The organism is Streptomyces sp. NPDC046557, assembly GCF_040645975.1.
In the GTDB taxonomy this organism is placed as follows: domain Bacteria; phylum Actinomycetota; class Actinomycetes; order Streptomycetales; family Streptomycetaceae; genus Streptomyces.
Map to the genome: position 1 here is coordinate 17,511 of NZ_JBEYZH010000002.1, position 25,642 is coordinate 43,152.

General features: G+C 73.6%; 21 protein-coding genes. 7 read left to right on the top strand and 14 right to left on the bottom strand.

Annotation, left to right across the window (positions count from 1 at the left end):
• Positions 1 to 16: 16 nt before the first annotated feature.
• The 3 genes from ABZ934_RS05325 to eccB form a co-directional block, all read right to left on the bottom strand.
• Complete coding sequence (locus ABZ934_RS05325) at positions 17 to 337, bottom strand: hypothetical protein (RefSeq protein WP_361308780.1); 321 nt, start codon at positions 335 to 337, stop codon at positions 17 to 19.
• 216 nt (positions 338 to 553) lie between these two features.
• A complete protein-coding gene (gene mycP / locus ABZ934_RS05330; protein ID WP_361308782.1) occupies positions 554 to 1,801 on the bottom strand; it encodes a type VII secretion-associated serine protease mycosin in 1,248 nt (415 codons plus the stop codon).
• An 11-nt stretch (positions 1,802 to 1,812) separates the two neighbouring features.
• Positions 1,813 to 3,390, bottom strand: a complete 1,578-nt coding sequence (gene eccB / locus ABZ934_RS05335) for a type VII secretion protein EccB (RefSeq protein ID WP_361308784.1) — start codon at positions 3,388 to 3,390, stop codon at positions 1,813 to 1,815.
• Positions 3,391 to 3,701: 311 nt separating this feature from the next.
• On the opposite strand from eccB, the gene eccE reads away from it, so the two are divergent.
• From eccE to ABZ934_RS05350, 3 genes are all read left to right on the top strand, one after another.
• Complete coding sequence (gene eccE, locus ABZ934_RS05340) at positions 3,702 to 4,919, top strand: type VII secretion protein EccE (RefSeq protein ID WP_361310213.1); 1,218 nt, start codon at positions 3,702 to 3,704, stop codon at positions 4,917 to 4,919.
• Positions 4,916 to 5,614, top strand: coding sequence for a hypothetical protein (locus ABZ934_RS05345; protein WP_361308786.1), 699 nt, complete (start codon positions 4,916 to 4,918; stop codon positions 5,612 to 5,614). The genes eccE and ABZ934_RS05345 overlap by 4 nt, the downstream gene beginning before the upstream one ends.
• A gap of 182 nt (positions 5,615 to 5,796) precedes the next feature.
• Entirely contained in the window at positions 5,797 to 7,926 is a 2,130-nt protein-coding gene (locus tag ABZ934_RS05350) for an SCO5717 family growth-regulating ATPase (RefSeq protein WP_361308788.1), read from the top strand.
• 85 nt (positions 7,927 to 8,011) lie between these two features.
• Here the strand turns inward: ABZ934_RS05350 and ABZ934_RS05355 are convergent, their stop codons facing one another.
• The 9 genes from ABZ934_RS05355 to rimP all read right to left on the bottom strand — a co-directional run bounded on the left by ABZ934_RS05355 (position 8,012) and on the right by rimP (position 20,154).
• Positions 8,012 to 8,968 carry a bifunctional riboflavin kinase/FAD synthetase gene (locus ABZ934_RS05355; RefSeq protein WP_361308790.1) on the bottom strand — a complete coding sequence of 319 codons (957 nt, stop codon included), beginning with the start codon at positions 8,966 to 8,968 and terminating at the stop codon, positions 8,012 to 8,014.
• A gap of 119 nt (positions 8,969 to 9,087) precedes the next feature.
• The gene (locus ABZ934_RS05360) at positions 9,088 to 12,669 is read right to left on the bottom strand and encodes a serine protease (protein WP_361308791.1); all 3,582 of its coding nucleotides are present in this window, start codon (positions 12,667 to 12,669) and stop codon (positions 9,088 to 9,090) included.
• 265 nt (positions 12,670 to 12,934) lie between these two features.
• The gene (gene truB, locus ABZ934_RS05365; RefSeq protein WP_361308793.1) at positions 12,935 to 13,843 is read right to left on the bottom strand and encodes a tRNA pseudouridine(55) synthase TruB; all 909 of its coding nucleotides are present in this window, start codon (positions 13,841 to 13,843) and stop codon (positions 12,935 to 12,937) included.
• On the bottom strand, positions 13,840 to 14,289 hold the full coding sequence (gene rbfA / locus ABZ934_RS05370; protein WP_136213481.1) for a 30S ribosome-binding factor RbfA: 450 nt from the start codon (positions 14,287 to 14,289) through the stop codon (positions 13,840 to 13,842). The genes truB and rbfA overlap by 4 nt, the downstream gene beginning before the upstream one ends.
• A gap of 33 nt (positions 14,290 to 14,322) precedes the next feature.
• On the bottom strand, positions 14,323 to 14,616 hold the full coding sequence (locus ABZ934_RS05375) for a DUF503 domain-containing protein (protein WP_136213480.1): 294 nt from the start codon (positions 14,614 to 14,616) through the stop codon (positions 14,323 to 14,325).
• Positions 14,617 to 14,800: 184 nt separating this feature from the next.
• Complete coding sequence (gene infB / locus ABZ934_RS05380) at positions 14,801 to 17,971, bottom strand: translation initiation factor IF-2 (protein ID WP_361308795.1); 3,171 nt, start codon at positions 17,969 to 17,971, stop codon at positions 14,801 to 14,803.
• Positions 17,972 to 18,119: 148 nt separating this feature from the next.
• Positions 18,120 to 18,407 carry a YlxR family protein gene (locus ABZ934_RS05385; RefSeq protein WP_361308797.1) on the bottom strand — a complete coding sequence of 96 codons (288 nt, stop codon included), beginning with the start codon at positions 18,405 to 18,407 and terminating at the stop codon, positions 18,120 to 18,122.
• A 173-nt stretch (positions 18,408 to 18,580) separates the two neighbouring features.
• The gene (gene nusA, locus ABZ934_RS05390) at positions 18,581 to 19,639 is read right to left on the bottom strand and encodes a transcription termination factor NusA (RefSeq protein ID WP_361308799.1); all 1,059 of its coding nucleotides are present in this window, start codon (positions 19,637 to 19,639) and stop codon (positions 18,581 to 18,583) included.
• Positions 19,640 to 19,641: 2 nt separating this feature from the next.
• Positions 19,642 to 20,154: a ribosome maturation factor RimP gene (gene rimP, locus ABZ934_RS05395; RefSeq protein WP_361308801.1), complete on the bottom strand. Its 513-nt coding sequence runs from the start codon at positions 20,152 to 20,154 to the stop codon at positions 19,642 to 19,644.
• 180 nt (positions 20,155 to 20,334) lie between these two features.
• Here rimP and ABZ934_RS05400 point away from each other — a divergent pair, with 180 nt between their 5' ends.
• Genes ABZ934_RS05400 through ABZ934_RS05415 form a run of 4 tightly spaced genes read left to right on the top strand, consistent with a single transcriptional unit; the run spans position 20,335 to position 23,307 of the window.
• A complete protein-coding gene (locus ABZ934_RS05400) occupies positions 20,335 to 20,892 on the top strand; it encodes a hypothetical protein (RefSeq protein ID WP_361308803.1) in 558 nt (185 codons plus the stop codon).
• Positions 20,889 to 21,353, top strand: a complete 465-nt coding sequence (locus ABZ934_RS05405) for a ferritin-like domain-containing protein (RefSeq protein ID WP_361308804.1) — start codon at positions 20,889 to 20,891, stop codon at positions 21,351 to 21,353. Before ABZ934_RS05400 ends, ABZ934_RS05405 begins: the two co-directional genes overlap by 4 nt.
• 16 nt (positions 21,354 to 21,369) lie before the next feature.
• Positions 21,370 to 22,272, top strand: a complete 903-nt coding sequence (locus tag ABZ934_RS05410) for an aminoglycoside phosphotransferase family protein (protein WP_361308806.1) — start codon at positions 21,370 to 21,372, stop codon at positions 22,270 to 22,272.
• Between the two features lie 42 nt (positions 22,273 to 22,314).
• On the top strand, positions 22,315 to 23,307 hold the full coding sequence (locus tag ABZ934_RS05415; protein WP_361308808.1) for a slipin family protein: 993 nt from the start codon (positions 22,315 to 22,317) through the stop codon (positions 23,305 to 23,307).
• 21 nt (positions 23,308 to 23,328) lie between these two features.
• Here ABZ934_RS05415 and ABZ934_RS05420 read toward each other — a convergent pair whose 3' ends face one another.
• The gene (locus tag ABZ934_RS05420) at positions 23,329 to 25,023 is read right to left on the bottom strand and encodes a proline--tRNA ligase (protein ID WP_361308810.1); all 1,695 of its coding nucleotides are present in this window, start codon (positions 25,021 to 25,023) and stop codon (positions 23,329 to 23,331) included.
• A 40-nt stretch (positions 25,024 to 25,063) separates the two neighbouring features.
• Complete coding sequence (locus tag ABZ934_RS05425; RefSeq protein WP_361308812.1) at positions 25,064 to 25,636, bottom strand: GNAT family N-acetyltransferase; 573 nt, start codon at positions 25,634 to 25,636, stop codon at positions 25,064 to 25,066.
• Positions 25,637 to 25,642 lie beyond the last annotated feature (6 nt).

Genomic DNA, 25,642 nt, shown 5'->3' on the forward strand with positions numbered 1-25,642 from the left:
GGCAACGGGGCCTCGATCAGATGTTGTTGAGACCGGACTTGTTGGCGGCGGCGAACGCCTGGCGCACGTCCTCGTCCTGGGCGTTGCTCAGGTTCTTGGTCTCCGACACCGCGTGGTGCAGGACGCCGAGCAGCCGACGGATCTTGTCGTGGTCCAGGTTGATGTCCTCCTGGGCCTTGACGAAGCCTCCGGCGCCCACTCCGGTCCAGCCCGCGCTCACCGTGGCGATGATGTCGGCCAGTTCACGGGACTGCCGCGACACGGCCTCTGCCGTCTCGGAGATCCTGTTGGCCGCCTTGACGACCGGATCGTCCGCAAGTCCGAAATTGCTCGTCATCCGAAGCTCCTCACTTCTCAATTCGCCGGCAGAACCGGCGGATCGCGTGGCGGAGCAGGCTTTCCGGGCGCGGAATCAAGCCACGCGCTCCCGGAACTTCCCCCTCCGCTCCACGCCATCCCCCGATCACAGTCGTGAAGCCTGCCGTCACTCTAGCCAGTCCACCGGTCCGCCCCAACACCGGTTCGCCGCAACGGTCGTGAACCGCGACCGTCGTCAGGGACGACTGCGGCGCCCGCGGGCGTCGCGCACGACGGTCGCGGTACCCGCGATGACGGCGATGAGGACGACGGCGGTTCCCAGGGCGTACGTACCGACCCGCTCGTCCCGCTCCCGCGCCGTCTCGGTGAGGTGCAGGGCCGCCGCCTGCGGGGCGGCCGCCGGGGGCGGCCCCGGGTCCGGGACGGGCGCCTTGGGGGGCTCGCGGTCCTGGGTGAGTGCCCGTACCGGGTCGACGACGCCCCAGCCGACGTAGTCGTCGTGGCCGTTCACGGAGCGTTCGGCGGTGTTCTCGATCTGCCAGACGATCTGCTGCACGCTCCAGTCCGGGTGCGCGGCGCGCAGCAGGGCGGCGACCCCGGCGACGTAGGGCGCGGAGAAACTCGTCCCGTTGTCGACGCACTGGCCGAAACCGGGGACGGTGGAGACCATGTCGACGCCGGGGGCCGCGACGCCGATGAAGTCGCCGGGCTGGGAGAAGGCGGCCCGCTCGTTGTTGCGGTCGGAGGCGGCGACGGCGAGGACGCCGGGGAAGGCGGCCGGGTAGGTCTTGCGCTTCTGACCGCTGAGGCCGTCGTTGCCGGCCGAGGCGACGACCACCACCTTCGCGTCGACGGCCCGCTGGACGGCCTTGGCGAGTTCGGAGTCAGCGGTCAGCGGGACGTCGGTGTCCTGGGAGATGTTGATGACCTGGGCGCCCTTGGACACCGCGTGGTCGATGGCCTGGGCGAGGGTCGCGGCGTTGCCGTTGCCCTGCCCGTCGTTCTGCCGGATCGGGATGACGGTGGCCTCGGGGGCGAGTCCGACGAAGCCGGTGCCGTCCTGGGGCCGGGCGGCGATCAGGCCGGCGACCTTGGTGCCGTGGCCCACCGTGTCGTTGGTGCCGTCACCGCCCTTGGGGTCGACGAAGTCCTTGCCGGCGCCGATGTCGAGGGCGCTGCCGAGCTGCGGGTTGGCGCGGTCCACGCCGGTGTCGATGACGGCGACGCGGACGCCCTTGCCGCGGGTGCGGGCCCACAGGGCGTCCAGGAGCAGCCGTTGCAGGGCCCAGGGCCGGTCGGCGATCTGCTTCTTCATCGGGAAGGTGCACTCCCCCGTGCCGGCGAGGGCCAGGCCGTACGGGGCCGGCGGCGCGGCGGGGGTGCCGGTGACCGCCGTACCGCAGGCCGCCACGAGGGCGAGGGCGGCGCCGGCGAGCAGGCTCCGGGTGGCCGCGGCGCGGCGCCCGGAAGGGTGTCGGGGCATCGGCGGCTTCCTCACGAACCCTGGGGCTGACGGGCGGAGTTGGTGTCCAGCCGCGGGCCCTTGGAGAGGAACTCCGACCACGCGATGGGCACCATGGCGGGGGTGACCGCGCCGTAGCCGAGCCGGATCTGGGCCTGGCTCGCCTCGGGCCGGCCGTCGCCCGTGCCCGGCTCCTTCGGACCGCCCGCACCGATCTTGGACTGTTCGGCGTCGCTGTCGCCGTTGGCCTGGACGGCGTAGCGCAGGCCGGTGTCGGTGACCAGGAACATGGAACCGCCGGCGGTGGTCTGCCGGCCCTGGACCTGGGTGTAGAGCAGCCCCGAGCCGGGGGTGACGTACGCGCCGGTGCCGCTCGCGGCGATGTCGACGGGGAAGCCGGTGCCGGCCCAGGTGCTGAGCGTCGGGTTGCCCTGCGCGTCGACGGAGCGCAGCACCGCGCAGACCGTGTCGCGCAGGGCGGTGCCCGGCGGGGAGCCGGGGGCCGCGGCGACCCGGTTGACCTGCGAGCCCTTGCGCTGGGGCCACTTGGCGTCGCTCTTGAACGGGGTGGCGTCCGGGTTGAGGGACTGGAGGTCCACCTCGCGGGCCTTGCCGTGCATGTTGAGGCTGTCGGTCGCGGGCGCCGAGATCAGCAGCCAGGCCACGAACTCCGAGACGGGCGCGACCCGGTCGGGCAGCACGACGTAGTGCTGCGTACCGGAGCCGGTCTGCGCGGTCAGCACCATGCCGACCTTGCTGTCGGCGGTGCCCAGGCCCTGGACGTTCGCCTTCTCGCCCGCCTTGCCGGGCAGTTGCGGGAAGGCCAGGTCGTCGCCGGGGGTGAGGGTGGACAGCCACTGTTCGGTGACCGGCTGGGGGGTGGCGCCGGTGCCGACCAGGGCCGTGGTGAGCGTTCCCGCGTCGGCGGTGCCCTCGGGGAACCGGTACTTCGTCCCGGCCGCGTCGACCAGGTAACGCTCCTTGGCGCCCCCGGTGTTCTGCACGTACAGCACCTGCGCATCGGTGGTCTTGCGGCCGTCGTCCATCAGCTTCGCCTCCCGGTCGGCGAAAACGAAGGCGGCGGTCTGCACGCCCTTGCCGTTGCCGCCGGGCTGCTGGCAGACGGCCCAGCGCTTGGCCTTGCCGGCGTCGGCCGGGGCGGGCAGCCGGTCGGGCGCGTAGGGGATGCCGATGATCGGGCCCCGCGGCGGCTTGCCCGCGTCCAGGATCTTGTCGTCGATCTGGAGGACCTTAAACTTCGCCGGATCCAGCAGCAGTCGGGCGGAGGCCAGGTTCAGCACGGGGTGCAGCCGGGTCTGTTCCTTGCCGTTGACCTTGGTGGTCAGGACCACGTACCGGGTCGTCGACTGCTTGCCGACGATGACCTGCGTGCCGGGCTCGTCCCAGCCCTTGGGCGCCTGTGGTTTGAACATCCCCCAGGCGCCGAAGCCCGCGACCACGAGCGCGCCGACCACCAGACCGGGGACCACGGCGCGCAGTGGACGGGGCGCGCCTTCCTCGGTGCCGGTGGCGGAGGGCTGGAGGAACGCTGCCACCGTGCGCCGCTTCGCGAAGGTGTACGCGTTGAGCTCATCACGTCGTGATGCCATGACCGCCTGATTCTCGCCGCACGGCCCGGTAGCGGACACCGGTCCCCGGGCCTCGATGATCGGACCGGGGACCTACTATGCCTCTTGACGGACGGTACACAGGGGGCGGGTAGGCTCAGTCGGCCGCCAAGCGGCCCGTGGACCGGGGCGGTCGGGGCCCGTCGGGGCGGATTCGGAAGACTTCGGGGATGCGTTCGGCGACCGCCGCGCAGGAGCGTACGGGGCCCGCCCCGGGATGGGGAGGTGCGCGAGTGACGGCCACCGCGACGGAGCCACGGACGACCTCGGCCACACTCCCGGCCGGCGCCGGGGTGACACCGCATCCGCGGTCGGGGCCGGGCCGGTTCGGCCCGTTTCGACTCCAACAGCTGGTGCTCCTCCAGATCGCGGCCGCCGCCCTGCTGGTGGCGTGGGTCGTGGAACCGCTGCTGCTGGTGCCCGCCGGGGTGTTGGCCCTGGTCCTGGTGCCGCTCGCGCTCGTACGCCGCCACCAGCGCTCCCTGCCCGAGTGGATCGGGGGCGCGCTCGCGCTGCGCGCCCGGTGGCGCCGGGCCGCCTCCCGCCCGCTACCGGCCGGCGTGGAGCCGGGGCTGGCGCCGCTGGTCGAGGCCGAACCCGCCCTGCGCACACTGACGTTCGGCGACCGCGACCGGCGGCCGGTGGGGATGGTCGGCGACGGCACGTTCCTGACGGCCGTCGTCCAGGTCGACATGGACGCCACCGCGCTGCGGCCGGACCGGGGGGCGCGCCCGCTGCCGCTGGGCCTCGTACGGGACGTGCTGGAAGTGGACGGGATCCGGTTGGAGTCCGCCCAGTTGGTGCAGCACACCCAGCCGGCGCCGGCGCCGCATCTGCCGCCCCAGGCGATGGCCACCCGCAACTACGCGCCGCTGCAGGCCAGTACGGGCGCTCCGGCGGTACGGCTGACCTGGATCGCGCTCAAGCTGGACCCGGAACTGTGCCCGGAGGCGGTCACCGCGCGCGGTGGCGGGCTGGGCGGCGCCCAGCGGTGTCTGGTGCGGATCGCGGACCAACTGGCGAGCCGGCTGACCGGCGCCGGTTTCCGGGCCGTGGTGCTCACCGAGCAGGAGCTGACGGGCGCGCTGGCGACGTCCTCCTGTGCGAACCCGAGGGCGATCACCCAGGCCGGCCGGGCCGCGGGCAGCGGCCGACGCACGGAGGAGACGGCGCGGACCTGGCGCTGCGACGACCGGCGGCACACCACGTACTGGATCGGCCGCTGGCCGCAGTTGGGCGGCGCGGGGGCGGCGTTGCCCCAGTTCGTGGCGCTGCTGACGTCGCTGCCCGCGCTCGCGACGAACTTCAGCCTGACGATGGCGCCGGCCGAGCGCCAGGGCGTGACGCTGACCGGGCACGTACGGGTGACCGGACGCAGCGACGAGGAACTGGTCACCGCCCGTCGTGAACTGGAGCGGACGGCTCGGGGCGTGAAGACCGGACTCGTCCGGCTCGACCGTGAACAGGTGCCGGGCCTGCTGGCCTCGCTGCCGCTGGGAGGAGCGCGATGAGGGGCGGTTTCGGGCTGATCGGGCCGCGCCGCGAACGACATGTCGTCCCGGCTGCCGACCTGGACGCGCTGGCCCTGCCCGTCGCCGACGACGGGGTCGTCATCGGGGTGGACGCCGAGGGCCGTCCGGCGGTGCTGGGCGTCAACCGGCCCACGCCGTACGAGGTTACGCTGATCGGCGGCCTGTGGACGGCGCAGGTACTGGCGCTGCGGGCGGCGGCCACGGGGGCCCGGGTCGCGGTGGAGACGGGGCGCGGGCAGGTGTGGTCCGGGCTGGCCCAGGCGGCGGGCGGCGGCCAGCAGTGCGTCACCCTGCACGATGTCGGGCGGGTGCCGCCGCAGGGCGCGTCGGCGGGCAGCCCGGTGCTGGTGGTGCGGGACTGCGGGATGCGGCCGCCGCGCGGGCGGGTGGTGGCGGGGCCGTGGCAGTCGGTGCTGACCCTGCTGCCGTACCTGAGCCCGGCGGCGCCCCGGTTGATGGGCAACGCGTCGCTGGTGGGGGTGCAGCGGGTGTCCCCCGACGAGGCCGCGCAGATCGGCCGGCTGATGCACCTGCCGCGGGCGGCGGTGGAGTCGCTGCCGACGCTGGGGGACGGGGTGACGCTGTGGTGCACGCCGCGGGACCGGAAGTTCGTCATGACGCAGGGCACGGACACGGAGACGGGACTGCTGGGTCCGGCGCGACGGATCGACTGACGGGTCGGCGGACGGACCGGCTGACGGGGCGGCTGACGGGGCGGCTGACGGGGCGAGTCGGTGTCGTGGGGGTGTGAGCCGGGGCACGGGGGCGAGCGGGGCGGCGGCACGCGATTAGGCTGAGCGTGGGCGCGGCGTCGAGGTGGGCGCCTGACCGTTGTTCGACAGACCAGGAGGACTCAGTGAGCGGCGATCGGAACGAGAGGCGCGGCGGGACGTGGGACGTCCCGACGGACGATCAGTCCGATGCGGAGCCCGAGGTGACGGGCGAGTTCACCATCGACTACACCCCTCCGGCCTGGTACACGCAGGGTGCGGCGCAGGCACCTGCCGCGTCCGTGCCGGGGCTGCCGGAGGGCAGCGGCTTCGAACCGCACCGCCCGTCGGACGTGACGTCGCCTCCCACGATGCGGATCGTTCCCCCGGCGCCGCGCACGCCGTCGGCGGACGCGGTGGTCCCGCCGCCGGTGTTCCCCGCCGTTCCCCCGGCGGCCCCGACCCCTGTCGCCGCAGCGGAACCGGTGCCGGAGACGGCTCCGGAACCGGTGGGCGCCCCGCTCCCCGCCCCCGTGGCGACCCCGGAACCGGCGCCGGCGCCCGTGGCGGCCGAGGCCCCGGTCGACGCGGCTCCGGTCGTCCCCGCCCCCGCGGAGCCGGCCCCGGTGCACCCGGCTCCCGTGGAGACCCCGCCGCAGGCGACGGCCCCGGTCCCGGCCGACGCGCCGACGCCCGCTCCGGCTCCGGCCGACGCGGTCCCCGCCCCGGCTCCGGCTCCGGCTCCGGCTCCGGCCGACGCGGTGCCGCCCGCGCAGCCGTACCGCACCGCCACGCCGCCCGAGGGCACTCCCGTACCCCCTTCCCTGTACGCGGCGCCCCCGCCCGGGCCCTACGCACCGCCCGCCGCCCCGGCGGAGCCCGTCGAGCCCGCCCCGCAGCCCCCGTTCGGGGGACCGGGCGGTGAACTGCCCCCGCTGCCGCCCGCGTACCAGGGCGCGCAGGGCTACGGCTTCCCGCCTCCGGCGCCGACGCCGGCCCAGGCCCCGACCCAGGCCCCGGCTCCGGCCCCCGCGCAGCCCCAGCAGCAGCCGCATCCCCAGCCGCCGCACGACCCGCGCGCCGGCGGCCAGTGGCCGCAGCCCCCGTACCAGGCCGGCCCGGCCACCGCCGGGGCGCCGCTCGGCTACACCGCTGCCGTCGAGCTGTCCTCCGACCGCCTGCTGCGCGCCAAGCAGAAGCCCAAGCCCACCCGTTCCGGCTTCCGCTTCGGCGGCAAGGCCGCCGAGGCCGAGCGCCTGCGCAAGCTCGAACTCATCCGCACCCCGGTCATGTCCTGCTACCGCATCGCCGTGATCAGCCTCAAGGGCGGCGTCGGCAAGACGACCACGACCACCGCGCTCGGCGCGACGCTCGCCACCGAGCGCCAGGACAAGATCCTGGCCATCGACGCCAACCCCGACGCGGGCACCCTCGGCCGGCGCGTGCGCCGCGAGACCGGGGCGACCATCCGCGACCTCGTCCAGGCGATCCCGTACCTCAACTCGTACATGGACATCCGGCGGTTCACCTCGCAGGCGCCGTCGGGCCTGGAGATCATCGCCAACGACGTGGACCCGGCCGTCTCGACCACGTTCAACGACGAGGACTACCGCCGGGCCATCGAGACGTTGGGCCGCCAGTACCCGATCATCCTCACGGACTCGGGCACCGGTCTGCTCTACTCCGCCATGCGCGGTGTCCTCGACCTGGCCGATCAGCTGATCATCATCTCGACCCCGTCCGTGGACGGCGCGAGCAGCGCCAGCACCACCCTCGACTGGCTGTCCGCGCACGGGTACGGCGATCTCGTCTCACGCTCGCTCACCGTCATCTCGGGGGTCCGCGAGACCAGCAAGATGATCAAGATCGAGGACATCGTGCAGCACTTCGAGACCCGCTGCCGCGGCGTCGTCGTGGTGCCGTTCGACGAGCACCTCGCGGCGGGCGCCGAAGTGGACCTCGACCTGATGCGGCCCAAGACGCGCGAGGCGTACTTCAACCTCTCCGCCCTGGTCGCCGAGGACTTCATCCGCGCCCAGCAGCAGGCCCCGCAGGGCCACTGGGGAGCGGCGCAGCAGGGCGGGCAGCCCGGTGTCCCCCAACCGCAGCCCTCATACCAGCAGCCCATGCCCCAGGCACCCCAGCCCTACGGCGGAGGGCCCTACCCGCAGCCCGGTGGACCCTGGCAGCAGCCCCAGCCACCGCACCCGGGTCAGCAACCGCAGCCTCAGCAGCCCCAGCCCGGTCAGCCGCCGCGCGACCCCCGGCTCGGCTGACCCGGCGCCGCCGACAACGCACGCGGGCCCGTACCACCCCGAGGGGAGGTACGGGCCCTTCCGCGTCGTCCGGGGACGACGTCGCTCAGCGCTGCCCGTCGTACGTCTCGACGAGGACGCGGGAGCGCTTCACGTCGTCCGCGATGGCTTCCAGCAGCCCGTCCAGGGACTCGAACTTCGCCATGCCCCGCACGTAGGCGAGGAAGTCGACGGCCACGTGCATGCCGTAGAGGTCCAGCCCTACGCGGTCGATCGCGTACGCCTCCACGGTCCGCTCGGTGGCGTCGAACTGCATGTTCGTGCCCACCGAGATCGCCGCCGGCATCCGCTCGCCGTCCGCCGTCAGCCAGCCCGCGTACACCCCGTCGGCCGGGATCGCGGTGTGCGGCTGCGTCTCGACGTTGGCCGTCGGGTAGCCCAGCTCGCGCCCGCGCTGCGCCCCGCGCACCACGACGCCCTCCACCCGGTGCGGGCGGCCGAGGATCTCCGCGACGCCCTCCATGTCGCCCTCGGCGACGAGCTTGCGCGCGAGCGTCGACGAGAACGGCACACCGCCGCCCGCCTCCCCGCGCACGACCAGGTCCACGACCTCGACCTCGTAGTCGTACGTGGTGCCGAGTTCGCGCAGGAAGTCGACGTTCCCGGCGGCCTTGTGACCGAAGCGGAAGTTCGGTCCCTCGATGACGGCACGCGCGTGCAGCTTGTCGACGAGCACCTTCACGATGAAGTCGGCCGGCGACAGCTGCGAGAACTCCGCCGTGAACGGCAGGATCAGCAGCGCGTCGACGCCCAGGCCCGCCATCAGCTCGGCCCGACGCTCGTAGGTCGCCAGGATCGGCGGGTGGCTGCCGGGGCGCACGACCTCGCTCGGGTGCGGGCTGAACGTCACGACCACCGAGGGCACGCCGAGTTCGCGTGCCTTGGCCACGGCCCGTCCGATGATCAGCTGATGGCCGCGGTGCACTCCGTCGTAGGAGCCGATGGTGACGACGCTGCGTCCCCAGTCATCGGGGATGTCCTCCAAGCCACGCCAGCGCTGCACTGAGACCGCTCCTCGCCCGAACCCGTGGGTAGACCCGTACCGATTGCCGATTGCAGGTCTAAGACTGCCATGCCGTCCGCCCCGGCCCCGCATCGGCGTCGGGCTGAGCCCGTCCCGCCTCAGGTGATGTCAGGGGCTCCCCGGCCCAGCGTCTCGACCGTGCGCCGGGCGCCCGGCCCGAGCAGTGCGGCGGCCTCCTCCGTGGCCTCCCCGAGCCAGCGCGCGGTCACCGCGCCGAATTCCGCGTCGGTCCGCGACAGCTCCACCGTCCTCCGCTCGAACACCGCGGGGCCGCCGGGGAGCCGCAGCAGTTGCCGCCCGGTGCGCCTCAGCAGGTCGCGGGTGCGTTGGTGGGGGCGGCCGGCGGCGCCGGTGGCGACGGCGCCGAGGAAGGCGTCCAGGACAGCCGGGTCGGTCTCCTCGCGCAGCAGTACGTCGGCCAGTTCGCCCCGCAGGGGGTACGAGGGTTCCCCGCCGGGCGCGGCCAGCACCGCGGCCAGCGCGGCCCGGACCGGTACCGGCGCCGACCTCAGCAGGTCCAGGGCCAAGGGGCGCAGGACGGGTTCGGCCGCCGGGCCCTGCTCCAGGCGCCGGTCCACGAACGCGGCGGCGTGCGGGGCGTCCTCGGGGCAACGCGCCAGGTGCTCGCGTACGAGGTCGCCCGCGCGGCGGGCCAGCCCCGGGGTGGTGAGCGTAGCCAGGGCGCGCACCACCTCCCCGTCGGCCCGGGCGCGCAGGGCGTCGAACACCGCGTCCGGCTCCGGCAGCAACGGCAGGGCCGCCACCAGCGCCTCGGCGGGAAGCCGGGCGCCGCATTGGGGGTCGCGGAAGCAGGCCAGGGCGTCGGGGAGGTAGCGGGCGCGCGCCTGGGGGTCGCGGAGCAGCGTCGCGAGGGCGCCGCCGTGCAGGGTGGCGTCGGCCGGGCGGGCGAGCAGCGCCTGGGCGGCGTGGCGCAGCAGTTCCCGGTCGGCGGGGGTGCGCACGTGGGGGGCGGTGGCCTGCCCGTAGGCGGCGGCCGCGACCCGGCGCCCGGGCCGCTCGTCGTGGGCCCAGCGGTGGACGGCCCGGCACAGGGCCGAGGGCTCGTCTTCGGCGAGTACGGCGAGCAGTTCGTCGGCGCGGGGGTGGGCGGCGGTGACGAGCGCCTCGGTGAGATCGTCCACGGCGAGGCGGCGGTGGGTGTGCAGCAGGGCCTGGGCGGCGGTGGCGACGGTCGCGCCGGGCCGGCCGCGCAGTCGGCGCTCGTCGCCGAACCAGGCGCAGAGCAAGGGCTGGACGTACCGGGGGTCGCGGGCGAGGCGGCGGCCGGCGGCTTCGAGGTGGCGGTGGTCGCAGGGCAGCAGTCGACGCAGCAGGTCCAGTCGGTCGGGCTCGGGGAGGCGGAGCCGGTTCCAGAACCGGCCGCCGAAGTCACCGGTGTCCGGCGCGCCGCTCCCCCGGCCCGCCAGGTGTTCGACGAGGGCGTGCAGGACCGACAGGTGCGGGGTGGCGTCGGGGGCCCGCAGCAGGGTCTCGCGCAGCAGCCGGCCGGCCCACCACGCGCGGTCCGCCTCCGGGGCGCCCGCGTCGGTCGGCGCCTGCGCGAAGGCGTCCAGGGCCGCCACCAGCCCGCGCAGCGCCCTGTGTGCCTCGTCGGGCGGGAGGCGTCGCAGGGCCTCCAGGACGGGGCCGATGCGGTGGCGGGGCACGGGCGGGCCGGAGGTGGCCGGTCCCCGGTGCACCAGGGCCTCCAACGCGGTCGGTACGTCGAGGTGACCGGCCTGGAGCCAGTCGGACAGCTCCTCGTGGGCGAAGCGGTAGCCGGGCCCGGCGGGCACCAGCAGCCCCTCGGTGAGGACGGCGGACGCCCAGCCGGTGCGCCAGGGGAACAGCTGCTCGAAGGCGGCCCGGTCCAGCCGACCCTGGCCCGGTCCCAGGCAGCGCCGGGCGGCCTCGTGGACCCGGCCGGCCACGCGCGCGGCCAGCCGTCGCACTCCGGGCGCGTGCACCCCCGGACTCTGCACCCCCGGGCCCTGCACCCCCAGGCCCTGCACCCCCAGGCCCTGCACCCCCAGGCCGTGCGGCCCGGTGCCTGGGGTGGCGGGGTGCCGGGTATCCGGGTGCCGGGCATCGGCGGCGGAGGCGGCGATGCGCACGGCCACCCGCAGCGCGAGGAGGTCCAGGTGGGCGGCGAACACCTCGTCCCTGCCCGGACGACCCTCGGTGACGCCCGCGCCCCGTACGCCCGCCAGCAGGCGCAGCGTCAGGGGGTGCCGGGCGTCGCTCTCCCGGACGGCGTCGTCGGGGATGCCGAGACGGGTCCGCAGGGCGGCGGCCTCGGCCGGGGTCAGGTCGCCGACGGGCAGCGCGGGCGGCAGCCGCCGGGCTGCCCGCGCGGGGCTGTGCAGCGCCTCGGGCGGGTAGAGGGCGCCGGCCCCTTCCCAGTGTTCGGGTCGGGCGGCGATCACCAGCCGGGCCCCGGTCCCGCCGAGCCAGCGGGCGGTGGCCGCGGTCCACGGCGCGAGGTGCCGGGCGAGTCCCGGCGGCATCTCCTCCGGGGTGTCGAGCACCACCAGCAGTGGCCGCCCGGCGCCGGCGGCGAGCCGCGCGACCTCGGCCCCGATGCCGTCGCGCCCCGGCGGTTCGGTAGACCCGCCGGTGCCGGACGGGCCGGATGGTTCGGGCGGCCCGGGCGGTTCGGGCCGCCCGCCGGGTACGAAGGGGCCGGGCGAAGTCGCCGGTGAGCGTTCGCCCGCCGCCGCGATCCGCCCGGCGGCGGCCAGCGCCCGGTCCACGGCGTCGGCCAGCGACCCGTCCCCGTCGCGCAGCTCCGCCCCCCGCAGCCACAGCGTCGGCGCGGGGCGCTCCCCGCGCCCCCGGGCGGCGGCCAAGGCGGCGAGCGCGGTGGTGCGGCCGGTGCCCGGATCGCCGACCACCCCGAGGACGGGCCGGCCGCCGGCGGTGAAGGCGTCGAGTTCGGCGGCGATGCGGGGGCGGGCGACGGGCTCCGGCTCGTCCTGTTCCGGCCCCGGTCCGGGCCCCGGGTGCAGCACCGGCCCGAGCGTGATCGCGGTGAGTTCCAAGGCGCCCGCGAGGTTCAGTTCCGGCCCGTATCCCGGCACGCCGGCGGCGTTGCGTTCCAGCAGCGCCCGCAGCGGGCCGTCGGGGTCCGCCTCTGCCGCCGCGCGCAACGGCACGGCGAAGGCGCCCGAGCGGTGCTCCGACCGCAGAACGGTGCCCAGGACCGCGAGCACCGCTCCGGTCACGGCGTCGAGGACGGGAGCCCCACAGGCTTCCCCGCCGGCTTCCAGGGCGACCCGGCCGTCCGTGCCGATGGCCAGCTCGACCGTGGCGGGCAGCGCGTGGCACCGCTCCCCCGTCCGGTACGCGACCTCCGCCCCGGCCGCGAGCACCCGCGCCTGGCGCCAGCCCCGCGCGAGCAGCCGTACGTAGGTACCGGGCTCGATCACCGTGCGCCGGGCCACGGGCAGCGGCGCCGCCCCGAGGCCGTCGGTCCGTACGAGGGCCAGAGCCAACCCCGGCAGGGCCGTCACATCGGCCGCGCCGACGACCCATGTCCGGGTCCCGGGCCCGTGCACCACCAGCCGGTCCATGCCCTCGACGGCCTCGTGTCCGGTGATCACCGTCCCCCGGTCGTCGGCCACGAAGCCGCTGCCCCGCACCCGCCCGGCGAGATCGCAGATCCTGACGAGCTCCGCCACTGCCGCACCACTCCCCGCCGTTCCGTGTTCGTGACGGTAGGCAGATGAAGATCAGCGCGAAAAGCACACGAGGCGAAAGCGCCCCCTTGTGCTCCCTCCATTCACTCCGAGCGCCTGCTCGGACGGGTGAATAGCGGGCCTCGGATGGATAAACACCTACCCGAGGGGGGTCGTGGAGCGGTGAGCAGCAGTCGGTGTGCGCTCACCGCTCCACGTCAACGAGAGACACCGTCAACGAGAGACGAACGGAAGCGATCGGCGGCGGTCAGACGAAGACCGCGAGCGACTTCGCCTTCCCGCCCTTGTTCTCGACCAGTCCGAGCAGCTGCCCCTGCGGACCGAAGACCGCGACCGTCCGCCCCTCGGCGTACTCGTCCGGCATGTCGATGCGCACGCCGTTGGCGAGCAGCGCGGCCCGCCGGGCGTCCAGGTCCCAGCGCGCGAACGCCGCGGCGGCCGCCTCGCCGATCGGCATGACCGTCAGCTCCTCCTGGAGCTGGTCGAGCGTCCGGGCCCGGTCGAGCTTGTACGGGCCCACCCGCGTGCGCCGCAGCGCGGTGAGGTGGCCGCCGACGCCGAGGTCGGCGCCCAGGTCACGGGCGAGGGCGCGGATGTACGTACCGCTGGAGCAGACGACGGAGACGACGAGGTCGATGACCTTGGTGCCGTCCTCGGCTTCCGCGTCGCGCATGTCGTAGACCCGGAACGACGAGATGGTCACCGGCCGGGCCGGGATCTCGAAGTCCTCGCCGTCCCGCGCGCGCTTGTAGGAGCGCACGCCCTTGATCTTGATGGCGCTGACCTTGGACGGCACCTGCATGATCTCGCCGGACATTTTGGCGATGCCCGCGTCGACGGCCTCGCGGGTCACCCGGGAGGCGTCCGTGGAGGAGGTGATCTCGCCCTCGGCGTCGTCCGTGAGGGTGTTCTGCCCGAGGCGGATGGTGCCGAGGTACTCCTTCTCGGTCAGCGCGAGGTGACCGAGCAGCTTGGTCGCCTTCTCGACGCCCAGGACGAGTACGCCCGTCGCCATCGGGTCCAGCGTGCCGGCGTGGCCGACGCGGCGGGTCTTGGCGATCCCGCGCATCTTGGCGACCACGTCGTGCGAAGTGAAGCCGGACGGCTTGTCGACAACGATCAAACCGTCCGGAGTCTTCCCTGCTTCGGTGCTCATTCCGCCGCTGCGTCCTCGTCGTCCTCGCCCGGCTTCTTGTACGGGTCGGCGTCACCGGCGTAGGTGGCGCCGGAGGATGCCTCGCGCACCTCGGCGTCGGAGGCGCGCACCTTGTCGAGGAGGTCCTCGATGGTCTTGGCGTTCTCCGGGAGGGCGTCCGCGACGAAGGTCAGGGTGGGCGTGAACTTGGTTCCCGCCGCCCGGCCGACCGCGGAGCGCAGTACGCCCTTGGCGCTTTCCAGGCCCGCTGCCGCGCTGGCCCGGTCCTCGTCGTCGCCGTAGACCGTGTAGAAGACCGTGGCCTCCCGCAGGTCGCCGGTGACGCGGGTGTCCGTGATGGTCACGTGCGTACCCAGGCGCGGGTCCTTGACACCACGCTGCAGCTTCTCGGCCACCACCTCCCGGATGAGGTCCGCCAGCTTCTTCGCCCGCGCATTGTCGGCCACTGGTCCGTCTCCTTCTTTCTTGCAGACAAGCAATCAGTCTTCATCACCGTGCAGCCGCCGTCTCGCCGACAGCAGCTCCACTTCCGGACGCGCCGCGACCAGCCGCTCGCAGCGGTCCAGTACGTCCGACACGAACCCCGCGTCCCCGCTCACCAGCGCGACCCCGATACGGGCCCTGCGGTGCAGGTCCTGGTCGCCCACCTCGGCCGCGCTCACGGAGAACTTGCGTTGGAGCTCGGCGACGATGGGCCGGACGACGGAGCGTTTCTCCTTGAGCGAGTGGACATCGCCGAGGAGCAGATCGAAGGACAGAGTCCCCACGTACATGCAGTTCCGGATATCCCGCCGGTGCGGGTTCGGTGGCCTGCCGGGCCGTCGCCCGGCAGGGTCACCTGAACCGTACACGCAACGGCCGGGGCCGATCGACGGATATTCCGCCGACCGGCCCCGGTGGTGCTCGTACGACCAACGGCCGTACGAGCCTTACGACACGGTGCGAACCGCCTCGCGCTTACGCGCGGGGCTTCTCGCGCATCTCGTACGTCGCGATGACGTCGTCGATCTTGATGTCGTTGAAGGAGCCGAGGTTGATACCGCCCTCGAAGCCTTCGCGGATCTCGGTGACGTCGTCCTTGAAGCGGCGCAGACCGGAGATGGTGAGGTTCTCGGCGATGACCTTGCCATCGCGCAGGAGCCGCGCCTTGGTGTTGCGCTTGACCTCGCCGGAGCGGATGAGGACACCGGCGATGTTGCCCAGCTTGGACGAGCGGAAGATCTCGCGGACCTCCGCCGTACCGAGCTCGACCTCTTCGTACTCGGGCTTGAGGAGACCCTTGAGGGCCGCCTCGATCTCCTCGATGGCCTGGTAGATCACCGAGTAGTAGCGGACGTCGACACCCTCGCGGTCCGCCATCTGCGCGGCGCGACCGGCCGCACGGACGTTGTAACCGATGACGATGGCGTCGGAGCCCATCGCCAGGGCGATGTCGGACTCGGTGACCGCACCCACACCGCGGTGCAGGACGCGGATGTCGACCTCTTCGCCGACGTCCAGCTGGAGCAGCGAGGACTCGAGGGCCTCGACCGCACCGGACGCGTCGCCCTTGATGATGAGGTTGAGTTCCTGGACCAGACCGGCCTTGAGGACCGAGTCGAGGTCTTCCAGGGACACCCGGCGGACGCGCTTGGCGAAGTTGGCGTTGCGCTCACGCGCAGCACGCTTCTCGGCGATCTGACGGGCGGTGCGGTCCTCGTCGACGACGAGGAAGTTGTCGCCGGCGCCGGGGACATTGGTGAGACCCAGGACCAGGACGGGGGTCGAGGGACCCGCTTCCTCGACGTTGTTGCCCTTGTCGTCGAGCATGGCGCGCACGCGGCCGTAGGCGTCGCCCACGACCATCGTGTCGCCGACGCGGAGGGTACCGCGCTGGACGAGGACGGTGGCGACGGCACCGCGGCCACGGTCGAGGTGGGACTCGATCGCAATACCCTGAGCGTCCTGCTCCGGGTTGGCGCGCAGGTCGAGCGAGGCGTCGGCGGTGAGGACGACGGCCTCCAGCAGGGAGTCGATGTGCAGACCCTGCTTCGCGGAGATGTCGACGAACATCGTGTCGCCGCCGTACTCCTCGGCGACCAGACCGAACTCGGTGAGCTGACCGCGCACCTTGACCGGGTCGGCACCCTCGACGTCGATCTTGTTGACCGCGACGACGATCGGGACGCCGGCGGCCTTGGCGTGGTTGAGCGCCTCGATCGTCTGCGGCATGACGCCGTCGTTGGCCGCGACCACGAGGATCGCGATGTCGGTCGACTTGGCACCACGGGCACGCATGGCGGTGAACGCCTCGTGACCGGGGGTGTCGATGAAGGTGATCTTGCGCTCTTCGCCGTTGACCTCGGTACCGACCTGGTAGGCACCGATGTGCTGGGTGATGCCGCCGGCCTCGCCCGCCACGACGTTCGTCTTGCGGATGGCGTCGAGCAGTCGGGTCTTACCGTGGTCGACGTGACCCATGACGGTGACGACCGGGGGACGCGGCATGAGGAATTCCTCGCCGCCCTCGTCCTCGCCGAACTCGATGTCGAAGCCTTCGAGGAGCTCGCGGTCCTCTTCCTCCGGGCTGACGATCTGAACCTGGTAGTTCATCTCGCCGGCCAGCATCTCGAGCGTCTCGTCGGAGACGGACTGCGTGGCAGTGACCATCTCGCCGAGGTTCATCATGACGGCGACGAGCGACGCCGGGTTGGCGTTGATCTTCTCCGCGAAGTCGGTGAGGGACGCACCGCGCGACAGGCGAACGGTCTCGCCGTTGCCGCGGGGCAGCATCACGCCGCCGACGGACGGGGCCTGCATGGCCTCGTACTCCTGGCGCCTCTGACGCTTGGACTTGCGACCACGACGGGCCGGACCACCGGGACGGCCGAAGGCACCCTGCGTGCCACCACGGGCACCGGGACCACCGGGACGCCCGCCGAAGCCGGGACGACCGCCACCACCGGCACCGGCCGGACCGCCACCGAAGCCGCCGCCACCGGGACGGGGACCGCCGAAGCCGCCACCGCCGCCGGGACGCGAGCCGGGACCGGCCGGACGGCCGGCGAAGCCGCCGCCCGCGGGACGACCGGCGCCACCGGGACGCGGACCACCCGCACCGGGACCACGGCCACCGGGGCCGCCGCCGGGACGCGGACCGGGACCACCGGCAGCGGGACGCTGCGGCATCATGCCCGGGTTCGGACGGTTACCACCGGGAGCACCACCCGGACGCGGGGCGCCGCCCTGCGGACGGGGCATGCCACCGGGGGTGGGACGGGAGCCGCCGGGACCCTGCGGGCGCGGGGCGCCGGCCGGGCCGCCCTGCGGTCGCGGGGCACCCTGGCCGCCACCGGCGCCGGGGGCACCGGGACGGGGAGCGCCGGCCGGACGGGGCGCCTGCGGGCGCGCCATGCCGGTGGAGCCACCAGAGGTGAAGGGGTTGTTGCCCGGACGGGGACCGGCCGGACGGGCGCCCTGCGGACGCGGGGCACCGGTGCCACCGGAGGGGCGCTGGCCCTGACCACCGGGAGCGGTGCCGGCCGGACGCGGGGCGCCGGGACGGGCGCCGCCCTGGGGGGCCTGACCACCCTGGGCCGCCGGACGCTGCTGCGCCGGACGGGGGCCGGGGGCGCCGGGACCGGCGGGACGGTCGGTACGCGCCGGGGCAGCGGCCGTAGCCGGTGCGGGCGCGGAGAACTCGGTCGCCACGGGCGCCGCCGGAGCGGGCTTCGGGGCGGCCGGAGCCTTGGGACCGGGACGCGGGCCGGGGGCGGCCGGAGTCACGGGCGCACCCGCTGCCGGGGCCTCGGCGGCGGCGGGCTTGGGGGCCGCCGGTACGCCGGGCTTGGGGGCGGCGGGACGTGCCGCGGCGGCCGGGGACGGCGCCGCGGGAGTGGGGGAACCCGCGCGGCCTGCGGCCGCGGCGGGGGAAGGCGCGGCCTTGCGGGGCGCGCCGGGCTTCGCAGCGGACTTGCCGGCGTTGCCGCCGGGCCCCTGCAGTGCATCGGTCAACTTGCGTACGACCGGCGCCTCGATCGTCGAGGACGCCGAACGGACGAACTCACCGAGTTCCTGGAGCTTGGCCATGACGACCTTGCTCTCAACTCCGAACTCCTTGGCGAGTTCGTATACCCGGACCTTAGCCACATCGCTCCTTTTAGGTCCGGGTTACGCCGGACCGTCGCTACTTCATGGGCGTACTCATCGCGTACTCATCGAGTGCTCATCGCAATCTCGACCTACTTCCAACTCGCGAGGTACCTGACCGCACGGGGTATCCGTGCCGTACTACTTCTTACGGTGTCGCCCCGGCCTCACCGGCCAGGGCTGTGCGCAGTGCCGCCGTGTCGAGTGTTCCTGTGGACCTGAAGGCCCGGGGGAACGCCCGGCGGCGGACCGCCTGGTCGAGACAGACCACGGCGGGGTGCAGGTAGGCACCCCGGCCGGGCAGCGTACCGCGTGGATCGGGGACGCATTCGTCCTCGATCGCCACGATGCGCAGCAGATCGCTCTTGGCCGCTCGCTCCCGGCACCCCACACAGGTGCGTTCGGGGCATGCGCGGGCTTGCGTCCGGCCAGACACGCCTAAGTCTACCTCCCCGTACCGACCTCACCCCTTCAGGCGAAAAATCGAACGGACGTTGTCGTGATCCATTCGGAACACTCCGGGTGGGCCCGGAGTGCTCCCGTGTGCCGGGGACCCCGGTCCACCGGGGTCCCTGTCTACCGGCCGGTGAGCACCGGCCGGTAATGGTTTTATTCCCCGCGCCGGTCGGCGTGCTCACCATCACCGACGTCGCGGGCGCCGCGGCCCTCGCGGTCCGCGTCCCGCTCCGAGGGCTGCTCGGTGTCGGAGCGGATGTCGATGCGCCAGCCCGTGAGCCGCGCGGCGAGGCGGGCGTTCTGGCCCTCCTTGCCGATGGCCAGCGACAGCTGGTAGTCGGGCACGATCACCCGTGCGGAACGGGAGTCCCAGTCGACGACGTCGACAGCGCTCACCCGAGCGGGCGACAGGGCGTTCGCGACCATCTCGGCCGGGTCGTCCGACCAGTCCACGATGTCGATCTTCTCGCCGTGCAGCTCCGCCATCACGTTGCGCACACGGCTGCCCATCGGACCAATGCAGGCGCCCTTCGGGTTCAGCCCCGAGCGGGTGGAACGAACGGCGATCTTGGTGCGGTGACCGGCCTCACGGGCGATCGCCGAGATCTCGACGCTGCCGTCGGCGATCTCCGGGACCTCCAGCGCGAACAGCTTCTTCACCAGATTGGGGTGCGTGCGCGACAGCGTCACCGACGGACCGCGCACGCCCTTCGCCACCCGGACGACGTACGCCTTCAGGCGCAGCCCGTGCGTGTACTCCTCGCCCGGCACCTGCTCCTGCACCGGCAGGATGGCCTCCAGCTTGCCGATGTCGACGAGGACGTTCTTCGGGTCCTTGCCCTGCTGCACCACACCGGTGATGACGTCGCCCTCACGGCCGGCGAACTCGCCGAACGTCAGGTCGTCCTCCGCGTCGCGCAGACGCTGGAGGATCACCTGCTTGGCGGTCGTCGCCGCGATCCGGCCGAAGTCCGACGGGGTGTCGTCGAACTCCTTGGGCTCCTGCCCCTCTTCGAGGTCCCTCGGGTCTTCCGTCGCCCACACGACCACGTGACCGTTGCTGCGGTCGAGCACGACGCGGGCACGGCGGTAGCTGCCCTCGGTGCGGTGGTACGCGATGAGGAGGGCCGACTCGATCGCCTCGACGAGCAGGTCGAAGGAGATCTCCTTCTCCCTGACCAGACCCCGCAGGGCACTCATGTCGATGTCCACGGCTACGCCTCCTCTTCCTTCTTGTCCTTGCGGTTGAACTCGATCTCGACACGCGCCTTGGCGATGTCGGTGAATGCGATGCGGCGGGCGGTCGCCTTGCGGCCCTTCACGCCCGGTACTTCGAGGTCCATGCCCTCGTCGTCGACGTCGAGGATGCGGGCGATCAGTTCACCGGCGCCCTTGTCGTCTTCGGCCACCAGGCCGAACTTCACGAGACGTCCGATCGCCCGGACGTAGTGACGGTGCTCGGTCAACGGACGATCGGCGCCCGGGGAACTCACTTCGAGGACGTACTCGTCCTCACCCATCGCATCGGACTCGTCGAGCAGATCGGAGACCTCACGGCTCAGCTCGGCGCAGGCGTCCAGTTCCACGCCCTCATCGGAATCCACGATGACCCGCAGCATCCGTCGCTTGCCCGCCTTCGACAGCTCGATGTCCTCGAGGTCCAGGCCCTTGGCGGCGACGAGCGGCTCCAGCAGTCCGCGCAGCCTGTCGCTCTGGGTGGTGCTCATCCGGGTGACTCCTCGGCCGCGTGTGCTGTTGTGGTTTTCCGTCGCGTGTCAGGTCAAAGGGTATCCGGTCGCGGAGGGTGTTGCCGTCCGCGCGCCCGGCGGGGGCCCCGGGTACGGTGATCACACCCTGCCCCGCGAGCGCCTCCGGAGGACGTCGCCGTGCCCTGGACCATGCCTTCGATGCCCTCGGCGCCCCACGCGCCCTCACGACGGAGCGTGCTGGCCGGAGCCGCCGGTGCGGCCGGGGCCGCGCTGCTCACCGGCTGCACGGACGAGAGCGGCGCTCCCGCCGAGGAGCGCGGGATTCCACTCGAACGGCGGATGCGGGAGACGGCCGCGCGTGACTCCGAGCGGTTGCTGGAACGTTACGACGCGACCACCGCCGCCCATCCGGACCTGGCCGGGCGCCTCGCGCCGCTGCGCGCGGCCGTCGCGGCACACCGCGCGGCACTGGCCGTCCCCGACCCCGGTCACCCGGCCGGCGCCTCCGCCCCCTCCGCCTCGTCGTCCGGTTCCGCCCCCTCGGCCGGGACCCCGGCGCCGCGCTCCGCGCCCGTACCGCCGACCCCCGCCGAGGCGCTGACCGAGTTGGCGGACACCGAGCGGAGCCTGTCGGAGGCCCGGACCGTCGCGCTGGCCGGCGCGCCCGGGGAACTGGCCCGGCTGCTGGCCTCCCTGGCGGCCTGTGGAGCCGTCCACGCGTACCTGCTGACCTCGACCCCGGGAGCCGCCTCGTGAAGCCCTCGCCCCCGCCCTCCCCCGCGAGCCGTCCGCTGGAAGCCGCGCAGTCGGCGTTGGCCGCCGAGCACGCCGCCGCCTACGGCTACGGGGTGATCGGCGCGCGCACCTCCCCGGAGCGCGCCAACGAGGCCCGCGAGGCGTACGGGAGCCACCTCGCGCGCCGCGACTCACTCGCCCGGACGGTGCGCGCGCTGGGCGGTGCGCCGCGGGCCGCGGAGGCGGCGTACACCCTGCCGTACGAGGTGCGTGGACCGGCGGACGCCGAGCGGCTGGCCGCGGAGATCGAGGAGCGCGTCGCGGGCGCGTACTCCGATCTGGTGCGGGCCGCGGAGGGCCCGCTGCGCCGCGAGGCGGCCGACGCGCTGAGCGCCGCCGCCGTGCGGGCGGCGCGGTGGCGCGGCGGCGGCGTAGCCTTCCCTGGGCTCGCCGAACGCGCGGATCGCGCCCAGACCAGCTGAAAGGGACCACGCACGCATGGCTTTCGAACCGCCGCAGCGGCTTGTACGGGCGCTCGGCGAGATGCCGCAATCGGCGCAGGACGCGGACTGGCTGGGGCGGCTGCCCCGGCTCGCCGAGGAGGCGATGGCCCGGCGCGAGGTGGTGGCCCAGCGGGTGCAGGCGCCCGGCGGGGGCAGCAGTCTGGTCGTGCTCGTGCGGTACTCCGACGGGACTCCGGCCGCTTTGAAACTCGCCCCGCCGGCGGCCCGACCGGATCTCGAACTGGCCGCGCTCGCGCACTGGGGCGGCTTCGGCGCGGTACGGGTCCTCGACTCGCGCCACCACGAGGAGGACGGCGGGCTGCTCTTGGAGCGGCTGCACCCTGAGGTGTCGCTGCGCTCGCTGCCGGAGGCGAAGGCCCTGCTGGAGGCGTGCGGCACGCTGCGCCGGCTGTGGGTGGCGCCGGGTGACGGGCACGGCTGGGAGACGGTGGCGCAGCGCACCGCCCGCCAGGCGGAGGTGCTGCGCGAGGCCCCGCCGGAGGCGGAGGCGCTGGCGGCGGTGGCGCTGGCGCTCCGGGAGGAGCTGACGGCCGCCCCGGACGAGGAGTTGCTGCTGCACGGCAACTTCCGGCAGGGCAAGGTACTGGCGGGGGAGCGCGCGCCGTGGCTGACGGTGGGCCCCGATCCACTGGTCGGCGAGCGGGCGTACGACCTGGCCCGGTTGGTCCGGGACCGGCTGGAGGACCAGGTCGCGTCCTCGGCCGGGGCCTCGGGCGCCCGGCGCCGGGTGAACAAGCTGGCGGACGCGCTCGACGTGGACCGGGAGCGGCTGCGGGGCTGGACGGTGTTCCGCGCGGTGGAGTCCGGGAACCGGGCGCTGGCGGCCGGACGGCGTCGCGACGCCGAGTCGTTGCTGGAATTCGCTGCCTGGTTGTAGGGCATACCGTAGGTAAAAAGGTATGTCTGGCAGGAGGCCGTCATGGTCCAAGAACTGCTGACAGCGGGAATCGCCGCGGCCGTCGGTATCGCGGTCTGCGCGGGCGCCGCCGCACGGGTGGTGAAGCAGTACGAACGGGGCCTGGTCTTCCGCTTCGGGCGGCTGCGCGAGAGCGTCCGTACCCCCGGCTTCACGATGATCATGCCCGGCGTGGACCGGCTGCGGAAGGTCAACATGCAGATCGTGACGATGCCGATCCCCGCGCAGGAGGGCATCACACGGGACAACGTCACGGTGCGGGTGGACGCGGTCGTCTACTTCAAGGTCGTCGACCCGGCGAACGCGATCGTTGCGGTGGAGGACTACCGCTTCGCCGTCTCGCAGATGGCGCAGACCTCGCTCCGGTCGATCATCGGCAAGTCGGACCTGGACGATCTGCTGTCGAACCGGGAGAAGCTCAACCAGGGTCTGGAGCTGATGATCGACAGTCCGGCGGTGGGGTGGGGCGTCCAGATCGACCGGGTGGAGATCAAGGACGTCTCGCTCCCGGAGACGATGAAGCGGTCGATGGCACGGCAGGCGGAGGCGGACCGGGAGCGGCGGGCACGGGTGATCAACGCGGATGCGGAGCTGCAAGCCTCGCACAAGCTGGCCCAAGCGGCCGCGGTCATGGCGGATCAGCCGGCAGCGCTCCAGTTGCGCCTGCTCCAGACGGTGGTGGCGGTGGCGGCGGAGAAGAACTCCACCCTGGTGCTGCCCTTCCCGGTGGAGCTGCTGCGCTTCCTCGAACGCGCCGCGCCGACCCCCTCGGACGCCGCGGCGCCGCCCCCGCGCCCGCCGGAGCCGGTCGTGGAAGGCACTGAGCCGCCGGGTGTGGAGCCGGATGGCGCTGAACTCGAAGGTGTGGAGCCGCCGGACGCCTTGGCGGCCGGGCCCGGCTTCGACCGCGTGGACGGCTCGCCGGACCCGGACCCGCTCCTGCCCCCGAGCAGCCCCGTGTCCCCGCCGTCGGCGCCGGACGAACCGGACGCCTGACGGGTTGGGGGCGCTGTCCGGCTAGGCGAGGCGGGCCAGCGCCTCCGCGAGGGGGAGTTCCTCGCGGGTGCCGGCGGCGCGGTCCTGGAGTTCGACCACCCCGTCGGCGGAGCGGCGACCCGCGACCAGGATCCACGGCACGCCGATCAGCTCGGCGTCCGTGAGCTTGACGCCGGGCGACAGGCCGGGCCGGTCGTCCAGCAGGACCCGTCGGCCGGCCTCCGCCAGGGCCGTGGCCGCCGATTCGGCCAGGGCCAGCGGGACGGCCTTGCCCGCCGCCACCACGTGGACGTCGGCAGGGGCGACCGAAGCCGGCCAGCACAGGCCCCGCTCGTCGGCCGTCTGCTCGGCCAGGGCGGCCACGACGCGCGAGACGCCGATGCCGTAGGAACCCATGGTGACCCGGACCGGCTTGCCCTCGCGGCCGAGCACGTCCAGCCCGAAGGCGTCGGCGTACTTGCGGCCCAACTGGAAGATGTGCCCGATCTCGATCGCCCGGTCCAGTGCGAGTCCGCTGCCGCACGCGGGGCAGGGGTCGCCCGGCTCGACCACGACGACGTCCAGGTACCGGTCGACCTCGAAGTCCCGTCCGCAGACCACGTTCCGGGCATGCGTATCGGGCTTGTTGGCTCCCGTCACCCACGAAGTGCCGGGCGCGACACGGGGATCGGCCAGGTAGCGGACCTTCTCCAGGCCCTGCGGGCCGACGTAGCCGCGTACCAGGTCGAGGCGGCCGGCGAAGTCCTCCGCCGTCACCAACTCCACGACGGCGGGGGCCAGGTGCTCGCCCAGCTTGCCGAGGTCCACCTCGCGGTCACCGGGCACGCCGACGGCGACGATCTCGCCGTCCACCTTGACGAGCAGGTTCTTGAGCGTGGCGGAGGCGGGGACGCCCAGGTGCGCCGCCAGCGTCTCGATGGTGGGGGTGTCGGGGGTGGGGATCTCCTCCAGCGGGCCGTGCTCCGCCGTCACCGGGGTCAGCGGGAAGGTGACCGCCTCCGTGTTCGCCGCGTAGTCGCAGGACGGGCAGTCCGCGAAGGTGTCCTCGCCCGCGCGCGCCGGCGCCAGGAACTCCTCGGAGGCCGAGCCGCCCATCGCGCCGGAGACCGCCGAGACGATCCGGTGGTCCAGCCCGAGCCGCTCGAAGATCCGCTGGTAGGCGGCGCGGTGGAGGGCGTAGGACTGCGCGAGGCCCTCGTCGCTGATGTCGAAGGAGTACGAGTCCTTCATCTGGAACTCGCGGCCCCGCAGCACGCCGGAGCGCGGCCGGGCCTCGTCGCGGTACTTGGTCTGGATCTGGTAGAGCATGACCGGCAGGTCCTTGTAGGACGTGCACTGGTCCTTCACGAGCAGGGTGAAGATCTCCTCGTGCGTGGGGCCGAGCAGGTAGTCCGCGCCCTTGCGGTCCTTGAGCCGGAAGAGCAGGTCACCGTATTCCGACCAGCGGCCGCTGACCTCGTACGGCTCCCTGGGCAGCAGCGCCGGCAGCAGCACCTCCTGCGCCCCGATCGCGTCCATCTCCTCGCGCACGATGCGGGAGACGTTCTCCAGGACCCGCTTGCCGAGCGGCAGCCAGGTCCACACCCCGGCGGAGCTGCGCCGGACGTAGCCCGCGCGGACGAGGAGGCGGTGGCTGAGGGTCTCGGCGTCGGCCGGGTCCTCGCGGAGGGTCTTGGCCAGGAGGCGGGACATGCGCTGCACGTGTTGCGTTGACATGAAGGGAGCCTACCGAGGCCTTCCCCGGCCCCTCGTCGAATTACGGCCTGCGCAGCGGCAGCGGGGCGCCCATCACGGCGTAGGGCAGGCTCGCGCTCGGGAAGTACACGCGGCGGGCGAGGTCGGTGTAGCCGAGCGCGCGGTACAGGGCGCGGGCCGGGCTGTCGGTGTCGATGGCGGACAGGATCGAGCGCGGTTCGGCGGCGGAGTCGGTGATCCGGGTGATCAGCTCCCGGCCGACGCCGTGGCCCTGGAAGCCGGGGTGGACATGGAGTTCGGTGATGACGAAGGAGCCGTCGAGCCAGCCCTCGTGGCCTCCGGTGCGCAGGTACGGCTCGACGACGGTGGACCACCAGTGGTCGCGGTCGTTCGGCATGCCGTAGACGAACCCGGCGAGCGCGTCGTCCTCGGTGTACGCGCCGAGCGCGCGGGCGCCCCGGCAGGTCATGTGGCGCTGGACGATGTAGCGCCGGATGGCCACTTCCTCGTCGCTGAGCCCGAAGGCGACCGCCTGCACGCGCAGGGCCTCGTCCACGCGTGCGGCGAGATCGAGGGGGCCGACGCGGAGTCCGGCGGGCCGGTGGGGGCCGTCGCCCCCGGGGGTTGTCAGCATGCGGTG